The following is a 9062-nucleotide window of genomic DNA, read 5'->3' as shown; positions in this document are numbered from 1 at the left end:
TGACAGAAGCATTGGTGAATTTAGCTACTAATGCTTCTTTTATTTTTTAGTTATACAAATTCTGCAAAGTTAAGGGTCTTTTTCACATACACCTGATTTAATTAAAGTGGAGATCATTAAAAATATGATTGACACCGAATATGACACCAAATATAATGGAGGTGAAAAGATGTCTTCTTGGGATAAGCTGTTAAAAAGATTTCTAGAATTGGATTATGATATTCGTTTTGAAGAGATAGTTAAAGTAATGAAAGAATATGGATATGAGATCAAACAACCTAAAGGTGGATCGAGTCATTATTCATTTGTAAAACCTGGATGTAACCGTATTGTGATTCCAAGACATAAACCTGTAAAAAAGGTGTATGTAAAAATGATTAAAAAAGTGATAGAAGAGGAGATGAAGGAAAATGAATCAAGAACTCAACTACTACATGAATCTAGCGTATCGTATGGAAATTGTTGAAGATAAAGATGAAGGCGGATATGTATTATCTTATCCAGATCTTCCTGGATGTATGACATGTTCAGAATCATTAGATGACTTGTTAGAACTTGCCAAAGACGCAAAAGAAACATGAATTTCAGGCATGTTAGAAGATGGAAAAGAGATTCCACTTCCTAGTGATCTACAATCGTATTCTGGACAATTTAAATTAAGAATACCAAAAAGCCTTCATAGATCCTTATCTATACACGCCAAAGAAGAGGGGATCAGTATGAATCAATATTGTTTGTATCTTCTTGCGAAAAATGATGCGGAATATAAAAAAGAAAGACGTTGATTGTCTTTCTTAGATATAATGGATTTCAACTCCACCAAAATGAACACGACCTGTGATATTTAATGTAGGATAGCCACTAGATGATGGCTGTCCTTTTTCATCATAACTAGAAGAAATATTGATGATGGAATTTGTTTCATCAATCACAGCATGAATGACCGTGAACGAAAATTAAGCCCAATATGGAATATATCTTCTCATTCTTACCATAGCGTTAAAATTAATGGGTTTGTATTTCTTTAGCCAAAATAGAAGTAATAAATAATAGACTTAAACAAATGATTCCGCAACACAAAAATGTTGTAGAGAATCCATATATATCAGAAAAATGTCCAACCAATGGAGAAATAAGCATGCCTGTTACAGCAATCAATAAACTACGTAAAGAAAGAATCGTACCACGATTTGTATCTTCTATACTTTTTTGAAGACATGAATTGTATGAAATATTATTAATGCTCATTAAACTTGCACAACAAACATAAAGTAGCCAGGATAATAATATATGTCCTTGAAAAATAGACATTATTATAAATAAAGTAACCATTATAAAAGGCAGTTTTCTAACACTAAAGTCATATCCTAGTTTGGAATTAATTTTTTGAGCACAAATTCCAAATACCGATTGTGAGAACATTACACAACTGAACATAAAACCAATTACGTTTTCAGTGATGTTATGCGACTTTAGTAATACTGAATAATAATCCTCATAAGGAAGGAAGCATATTGCTAAAATTGCAGGTAACAGAATCAAATATATAACTTTGTAATTTAAAAAATCAAATCCATGAAAAAATCGAATACACTCTTTAGGCTCTTTTTTCTGATTGTTATTGAACATCCGTGTTTCTTTAAATATAAATATAAAAATAAAGCATATAATTTGTATAGTGATATCAAAGTAGAATACAGTAGCATAGCTATATCCAGCCAAAAAGCCACCAATTATACTAGACAATCCGATACTACAATAGAACAATATTTTATCAACGCCCATATAGTAATCCATTTTATCTGGACAACACTTTAAAATAGATTCACTAAAAATACAGTCAGCAGTTCCGGATAAAAATGCAAAAGAGATTCCTCGTATGATAGAAATCAATAATAAGGAGTTATATGAACGTGTAATAAGAGTAGAGACCAAGAAAACAATTAGTGAAAACTGCCCAATAAAAGCACATGTTTTTCTACCATATTTATCAGAAAAAACACCACTTGGAATTTCAAAAATAAGTTTTGAAATCTGATAAACTGAAATGATAAATCCGATTTGTGTTAAAGATATGTTTTGTTGCTTTAGAAAAAGCGCATAAATAAAGCTTAATGGTGATAAATTCGTTAAAAAATCAAAGATTAAGAATAAATATACATTTCTTTTATACTCCATATGCATTTCCCTCCAATAAATTTTTTATGAATAATTCTGTTAAACCAACAATCATTCGTATAATCTGCCGCTTTATCATTCTATTCATAATTTTATTGCTAATACATTTAATTGTTTTCCACAAACAATAATATTTATACACGTTTTAGATTTAAATATCAAGAAATATTTCCTAATTAATACATTTTAACTGTTAAATAGAACGCTTGTAGCATAAAATTAATAATACCTTTCGATTTTATGAGCGTTAAAATACATTTAATGCTCATGACAAGCAATTCTTTTTGGCATTTTTTAAAAAGCAATATTCTTTCCTTAACAGTAAAATATTGAAATTCAATTTTTTGAAAAGCGGATCTATGATAAAATCGAATATATATTATAAATATTTTTTTGGAGATGAATGTATATGGTAAATTACGGTAAATATATAAAAATTAATCGATATCTACAGAAAAAATCAATCTCAGAATTATGCGATGGAATATGTACCCCTTCAACATTGAGTAAAATAGAAAATAACAAAAGTAATATTAATCCTAAGATTATCAATCAAATATTAGAAAGGTTGAGTAATATAAATATTGATATTTTAGAGTCAAATACGAATCGTCTTAAACCTATAACAGAGTTATTTATACAAAGACTTATGTTAAATTTGGATAGATCAGATTTAATGGCAAAAATAGAGGAGGAACAAGCAAATTATCTTCATTCAGAATATATTCTCTTTTTTTATATTGCAAAACTCTTTTCTAACTTTGATTTATATCATATAAATAATCAAGATATTGATGAGGAAATCTTAGATTTGGTAAGCGAAGTGATTGAATTTGGGAATCTTAACGAGTTGTATTTTTATAATTTATTAAAAATTATAAAACACAAGAATACCAATAATAGACTCAGAGATTTTGAAAAACTCATTGACGAAGACAGACATGGATGGTTGAACTATTTTTATTGTGATACCTTATTTCATAATGGGAACATAAACGAAGCTTATATGGTCACAAAGCAGTGCTATGAATTGGCCTGTGAAAACTGTAATATCAATCTAATGTATGGCTGTCTTCTTCTCTTGGGACTATGCTCTTTGGAATTAAGCAATACTAATGAGTCTGTAAAGTATTTTAAAAAGCTTGAGAATCTTGCTCCATTTATGAAATATGATATTAGTTTTGCCATTAATTATAACTTAGGAGCAACTATGCTTGAAAAGAAAAATATAGAAAAAGCAAGATATTATTTGGAAGCATTAGAAGCAGATAAGTACGCTTTTTCAATAAGTTCTTTTTTTGTAGTTCATAAGCTTGGATATTTATATACAGAATTAAAAGAATATGAAAAAGCAAATTATTATATTAATTGGATAAATGAATTCGCAGCCAAACAAGATGGTAAATTTTCAAATTTTTTAATGAAGATATCGGATTCATTGGCCATCAAATTACAAGAGCCTAATTATTTATATAATAAAAATTATCAAGAAGATATTGAATTTATTTTTCAAAATAGCCAAAACATATTTTCGTATGGATTTCAAAAATTTTATCTAACTGATCTTGAGGAAGTATATTTAATTCAAAGAAGATATAAGGAACTTTATTACATATATAAAAACAGATAAATATTATATGTATGTATCACAAACAATTGATAAGACCAGTAATTAAAGCTTGGGTAAAACGCATATACAATAAAAAGCCTATGTCCTTACGAAAAGGTATAGGCTTTTGTCAACAATCTGAAAGAAAGACGTTGATTGTCTTTCTTAGATATAATGGATTTCAACTCCACCAAAATGAATATGACCTGTGATATTTAATGTAGGATAGCCACTAGATGATGGCTGTCCTTTTTCATCAACTCCACCAAAGAAGGAACGAACATGACTCTGTACATTCCATTCTTTAGGTACATAGAGTTCAATACCTGTAAAGTTTCCATCGATTTCAATCGTAGCCTGATTTTGAATGGTAGCCTGATCAAAATAGAGCTTCAATCCTGAAAACTTTGAATCAATGGTCACATATTGTAGATCATTGGTTTGAATATATTGAACTTTTCCTCCGAAACTAGCAGAAACATTGATGATGGAATTTGTAGAATATTCAATATCTTCTATTTCAATGTGTCTTTTTTTTGGATGAATAATATTTGTTAATCCCCAAGCTAAAAGCCAAGTGGCTAATAATAAAAGCCATATAGATATATCTTCAAAACCAAGATCTTTACTGAATAAAGAGAAAATAATCGCAATCCCAAATAATGGGCCATAAAAACTTTTTTCTTTGATTCCATCGATAATAACGGACAGGCAGATTAGTGTTCCAATGATTTTCCATAGACTGAGAGTAAAATGAATGATCCCAAATAGATTCCCAAAAATTAAAATGGCACCTAGAATACAAATAAGGCCCCAAAACCAGTTTCTTTTCATAAATGATTCCTTCTTTCTTTTAATACTTTGTAGTACATTCTTGATACATAGACTTGTTTATGACTATTTTGAAAAGTAATGAGATGACTCGATACAGAATGCGATAGAGAATAAATTTTCTGTATATTCACAATTGTAGATTTAGAGATTCTTAAAAAGGAATTTGGTAATATATTTTCTAATTCATATAACTTCTGTGTTGTAGAAAACATATCATTGGCAGTATGCGCATATACTGTTCCATTATCACTTTCAAAGAATAGAATCGCATCTAAATCCAGATAATATTCTGTATCTTGTTTAAAGAATTGTATACTTGGCTTTGATTTAAAATTAGAAATTAATTGTTTCAATTCCTCAGTATATTCTTTTGTACGTATGACGATTTCATCTTCTTCTAGTGAATCATCAATTTCTAGTTTTACTTTCATGGTTTTATTATTCCACAAGGATTTTTAAAAGTATAGTCTTGAAAAGTAAGTGGTAAAAATAGAAGGCTAAGTGGTCAAGAAAAGAGAAGTAAAATTGATTCACTTCTTTAGTGGGATGTATAATGGTGCCTATATATAGCTCCTTCATCAATTTTGTATATTAATCGTTCTTTATCATTTATTCTGCAACTTCAAAATCCTTTAAAGGATGAGACATCAGATATTATTGTTATATTTATTTCTAAAATAATGAAATAATGACGTTTTATGCAAAATAAAATATTGAAATAATGACGTTTTTCCATTCACAACTGAATTCTGCAAGAAATATTCACATGAAATAAGACGAAGTATTTTAATCTTTGGTATAATAATAGAGTTGAAATGAGGTTTTATAAATGGATGAAAATATAATTTCTTTAATTGCGAAAGAGCTAAATATTTCAATTTCGCAAGTTAAGAATACATTGGAACTATTAGAAGAAGGTGCTACCGTTCCTTTTATTGCGCGTTATCGTAAGGAACGTACAAAAGGCTTGGATGAAGAACAAATTCGTGTCATTCAAGAAAATTATGCCTATCAAGTAAATTTAGCTAAGCGAAAAGAAGAAGTCTTGGCACGTATTGAAACATTAGGTAAATTAGATGATGAAATCATTAAGAATGTCAATGCATGTACAAAGTTGTCACAGGTAGAAGACATTTATCGTCCTTACAAACAAAAGAAAAAGACGCGTGCAAGTGTTGCGATTGCCAGTGGTTTACAGCCATTAGCCGATACATTCATGTCGTTTCCGCGTTATTTTAAGGAAACTGAATTGGATGCTTATATCAATGAAAATGTAAAAGATCGTGAGGCTGCCGTTCAAGGTGCATGCGATATCATTGCTGAAAAAGTAAGTGACGATGTAGATGTGCGTAATAAAATATTGGATTCAATGACAAACTTTGGGCGTATTGTCACAAGTGAAAAGAAAGATCATGAAGATGATCATAAAGTATATAAGATGTATTATGACTATTCAGAAAGAGTCAATACTTTAGCACCACATCGCGTTATGGCGATTGATCGTGGGGAAAAAGAAAAAGTATTAAATGTTTCGATTTCTTTTAATGAAGAATATATTGAAAATTGGGTATGTCGTAGATTTATTCGTTTTAATAACAGTGGTACAAGTGAATATGTTCGTACTGCTATTTTAGATGGTTTAAAAAGATTGGCCTATCCTTCCATTGAAAGAATGGTTCGTTCGGCTCTAAGTGAAAAAGCGCATGAATCAAGTATTGATGTTTTCTCTATGAACTTAGAAAAACTATTACTTCAACCACCTATGAAAGATAAAGTGATTCTAGGCTTTGACCCAGCCTTTAGAACTGGATGTAAGTTGGCTGTTATTGATGCATCAGGAAAAAAATTAACAGTCGATGTAATCTATCCACATCAGCCGAATGCGAAAGTAAGAGAGTCTGAACAAAAATTAGTTCAATTATGTAATGAATATCATGTGAATTTAATTGCGATTGGTAATGGTACGGCAAGTCGAGAAAGTGAAGCTTTTGTAGCCAATACAATCAAGAAATTTAATTTACCAGTATCCTATACTATTGTTTCTGAAGCAGGTGCTAGTGTATATAGTGCTTCTAAATTAGCTATTGAAGAATTTCCAGATTTACATGTTGAACAAAGAAGTGCCATTTCGATTGCGCGAAGATTGATGGATCCACTTTCTGAATTGATTAAGATCGATCCTCAATCGATTGGTGTTGGACAATATCAACATGATTTGCCAACCGCAAGATTAAAAGAACGTTTGGATTTCGTGGTTGAAAAAGCCGTTAACCGCGTCGGTGTAAATATTAATACAGCCAGTGTTTCTTTACTTAAAAATGTTGCGGGATTAAATAATGCGAGTGCTACAAGCATTGTGTCATATCGTGAGGAAAATGGAAAAATTGAATCGCGTACACAAATCAAGAAGATTCCTAAGATTGGCCCAAAAGCTTTTGAACAAGCAGCAGGATTCTTGCGTATTGAAGATGGAAAAGAACCATTAGATCGTACAAGTATTCACCCTGAATCATATAAGGCAACGAAAGTATTGTTGAAGGAATTAGGTTTGGATACTTCAGATTTAGGCACACAAAAAGCTAAAGATGTGATTTCAGATTGTGATACAAAACAGTTGATGCAAGATACAGGATTGGATGAATATACATTAAAAGACATTTTAGATGCGATTTGTATGCCTCTAAGAGATTATCGTGAGAAATATGATGCTCCTTTATTAAGGAAAGATGTATTGGAAATCGAAGACTTACATATTAACGATAAGCTTGAAGGTACAGTTCGTAACGTGGTTGACTTTGGTGCCTTTGTCGATATTGGATTACACGAAGATGGTTTGGTTCACATTTCAAAGATGAGTACAAAACGAGTGAAGCACCCAAGTGATGTAGTATCTGTAGGAGATATTGTTACGGTGTGGGTATATAATATTGATCAGGAGAAACAAAAAGTTCAATTAACAATGGTCAATCCAAATTGACAATCAACAAATAGGGGTTTATTATCTAGACTAAAGTAGGACAACTCATTGTTGTCCTTTTCATTTAATGGAAGAGGAATGTTATGAATATCACAACGATTGTTACACAAATGACAATTCTACTATTTATTATGATTGTTGGATTTGTGGGAGCTAAAAAGAACATCTTTAACGATGAAGTAAATGTATATGCATCTAATATTTTATTAAGGATCGGGATTCCAGGATTGATTATTAGTTCTGTGAAAAATGGATCGCCATTTACAGGAAGTGAATTGTTTCATGTGCTTGTTATTTTTGCGATATTTGTGATTTTTACAGGCGTTGTATCTAAAATTATTGTTGAAGTTTTACGTATTCAAGAAAACAAAGCCCTTTGGCAATTTATGCTTCTATTTACCAATGCTGGTTTTATGGGATTACCCGCTATTCAAGCTATATTAGGCGATCAAGCCATGCTTTATGGAGCTTTATTCTTATTACCATTAAACTGTTTGATGTATGGATATGGAGAGAGTTTATTTCGTAAGGGAGGATTTTCCTTTAAGAAATTTATGAATGGCCCGATGATTGCCTCTGTTATTGCGCTTATACTTTGTATCTTAAATATTAAACTTCCATATATTTTAGCTCAAACATGTACATATATAGGTAATGTGACAACACCATTATCTATGATGGTAATTGGTGCTGGGTTAGTGAATATGGATGTTAAAGAATTGTTGGATCTGAAGTTATGGGCATTTACAGTATTTAAAATGATTCTATTACCCTTGTTCTACATGTTTTCATTATCACTATTTCATGTCGATCCATTGATAGAAAATACGCTTATACTCATTATGTGTATGCCAGTGGCTAGTAATTCAAGTGTATATGCACTGATGTATGGTGAAGATGCCACGCTAGCTAGCAAAGCCATATTCTTAACAAGTGTTGCGTGTGTGGTAACGATTCCAATTGTGTTTATTTTACATAGTTTGTAAAAAACGTGACAAATGCAACTGTAAATACAGGCCAAAGTTTGAGTTATTGGGTAGAATGTTGTATGATTAGCATATAAGAAAGGATGTCATGATTATGGAAAAATGGACTCAAGAACAATATGCTGCTCGTTTACAGGAAATGAAACAAGAAGCTCATGATAAAATGTGGTTATACATTGAAGTGAATGCCAAAGAGTTTATGAATGAATGTGAACCAGGGGCAAAAAATTTAGCTAGTTGCTGCAAAGCTATGCTAGATGCAATGTTAGAAGGGGATGGCTTTATTGTAGAGCCTAAGATCCGTACTAAAGTTGCTGGAACTTTAACAGTTCGTTACTATGTTGATAACTTACATCCAGGTCGTAGAAAATACGCAGATGTAATGAAGGAACAACAACAGTAAAAAAAGGGGCTGTAACGGATAAAGAAGTTTCAGCCTAATAAAAAAGGACCGAATATTCGAGATTAAAAATCCGAA

11 protein-coding genes are annotated in these 9062 nt (G+C 30.9%); 7 read left to right on the top strand and 4 right to left on the bottom strand.

The window, feature by feature from the left end; all coding sequences use genetic code 11:
• The first annotated feature begins 124 nt into the window (after positions 1-124).
• From Q0E86_RS10785 to Q0E86_RS10775, 3 genes are read left to right on the top strand one after another with little or no spacing between them, the layout of a single operon-like run.
• On the top strand, positions 125-466 hold the full coding sequence (locus Q0E86_RS10785; RefSeq protein ID WP_295757081.1) for a type II toxin-antitoxin system HicA family toxin: 342 nt from the start codon (positions 125-127) through the stop codon (positions 464-466).
• On the top strand, positions 411-581 hold the full coding sequence (locus tag Q0E86_RS10780; RefSeq protein WP_295757079.1) for a type II toxin-antitoxin system HicB family antitoxin: 171 nt from the start codon (positions 411-413) through the stop codon (positions 579-581). The genes Q0E86_RS10785 and Q0E86_RS10780 overlap by 56 nt, the downstream gene beginning before the upstream one ends.
• 9 nt (positions 582-590) lie before the next feature.
• Complete coding sequence (locus Q0E86_RS10775) at positions 591-785, top strand: toxin-antitoxin system HicB family antitoxin (protein WP_295757077.1); 195 nt, start codon at positions 591-593, stop codon at positions 783-785.
• A 9-nt stretch (positions 786-794) separates the two neighbouring features.
• Here Q0E86_RS10775 and Q0E86_RS10770 read toward each other — a convergent pair whose 3' ends face one another.
• Positions 795-932: a hypothetical protein gene (locus Q0E86_RS10770; protein WP_295757074.1), complete on the bottom strand. Its 138-nt coding sequence runs from the start codon at positions 930-932 to the stop codon at positions 795-797.
• Between the two features lie 73 nt (positions 933-1005).
• Positions 1006-2178 (bottom strand): MFS transporter, encoded by a 1173-nt coding sequence (locus tag Q0E86_RS10765; protein ID WP_295757072.1) that lies wholly within the window; start codon positions 2176-2178, stop codon positions 1006-1008.
• A 409-nt stretch (positions 2179-2587) separates the two neighbouring features.
• On the opposite strand from Q0E86_RS10765, the gene Q0E86_RS10760 reads away from it, so the two are divergent.
• The gene (locus tag Q0E86_RS10760) at positions 2588-3808 is read left to right on the top strand and encodes a helix-turn-helix domain-containing protein (RefSeq protein WP_295757070.1); all 1221 of its coding nucleotides are present in this window, start codon (positions 2588-2590) and stop codon (positions 3806-3808) included.
• 144 nt (positions 3809-3952) lie between these two features.
• Here the strand turns inward: Q0E86_RS10760 and Q0E86_RS10755 are convergent, their stop codons facing one another.
• The gene (locus Q0E86_RS10755; protein WP_295757067.1) at positions 3953-4621 is read right to left on the bottom strand and encodes a LiaF transmembrane domain-containing protein; all 669 of its coding nucleotides are present in this window, start codon (positions 4619-4621) and stop codon (positions 3953-3955) included.
• Positions 4618-5052: a LytTR family DNA-binding domain-containing protein gene (locus tag Q0E86_RS10750; protein WP_295757065.1), complete on the bottom strand. Its 435-nt coding sequence runs from the start codon at positions 5050-5052 to the stop codon at positions 4618-4620. The genes Q0E86_RS10755 and Q0E86_RS10750 overlap by 4 nt, the downstream gene beginning before the upstream one ends.
• A gap of 398 nt (positions 5053-5450) precedes the next feature.
• Here Q0E86_RS10750 and Q0E86_RS10745 point away from each other — a divergent pair, with 398 nt between their 5' ends.
• The 3 genes from Q0E86_RS10745 (at position 5451) to Q0E86_RS10735 (ending at position 8987) form a co-directional block, all read left to right on the top strand.
• Complete coding sequence (locus Q0E86_RS10745) at positions 5451-7598, top strand: Tex family protein (RefSeq protein ID WP_295757062.1); 2148 nt, start codon at positions 5451-5453, stop codon at positions 7596-7598.
• Positions 7599-7681: 83 nt separating this feature from the next.
• Positions 7682-8584 (top strand): AEC family transporter, encoded by a 903-nt coding sequence (locus Q0E86_RS10740; protein WP_295757060.1) that lies wholly within the window; start codon positions 7682-7684, stop codon positions 8582-8584.
• A 94-nt stretch (positions 8585-8678) separates the two neighbouring features.
• Entirely contained in the window at positions 8679-8987 is a 309-nt protein-coding gene (locus tag Q0E86_RS10735) for a hypothetical protein (RefSeq protein ID WP_117571736.1), read from the top strand.
• Positions 8988-9062 lie beyond the last annotated feature (75 nt).

The sequence above is a fragment of the uncultured Holdemanella sp. genome (assembly GCF_934754935.1).
In the GTDB taxonomy this organism is placed as follows: Bacteria; Bacillota_I; Bacilli_A; order Erysipelotrichales; family Erysipelotrichaceae; genus Holdemanella.
The sequence above is the reverse complement of the archived record's forward strand: the minus strand, read 5'-3'. Positions and strand labels throughout refer to the sequence as shown.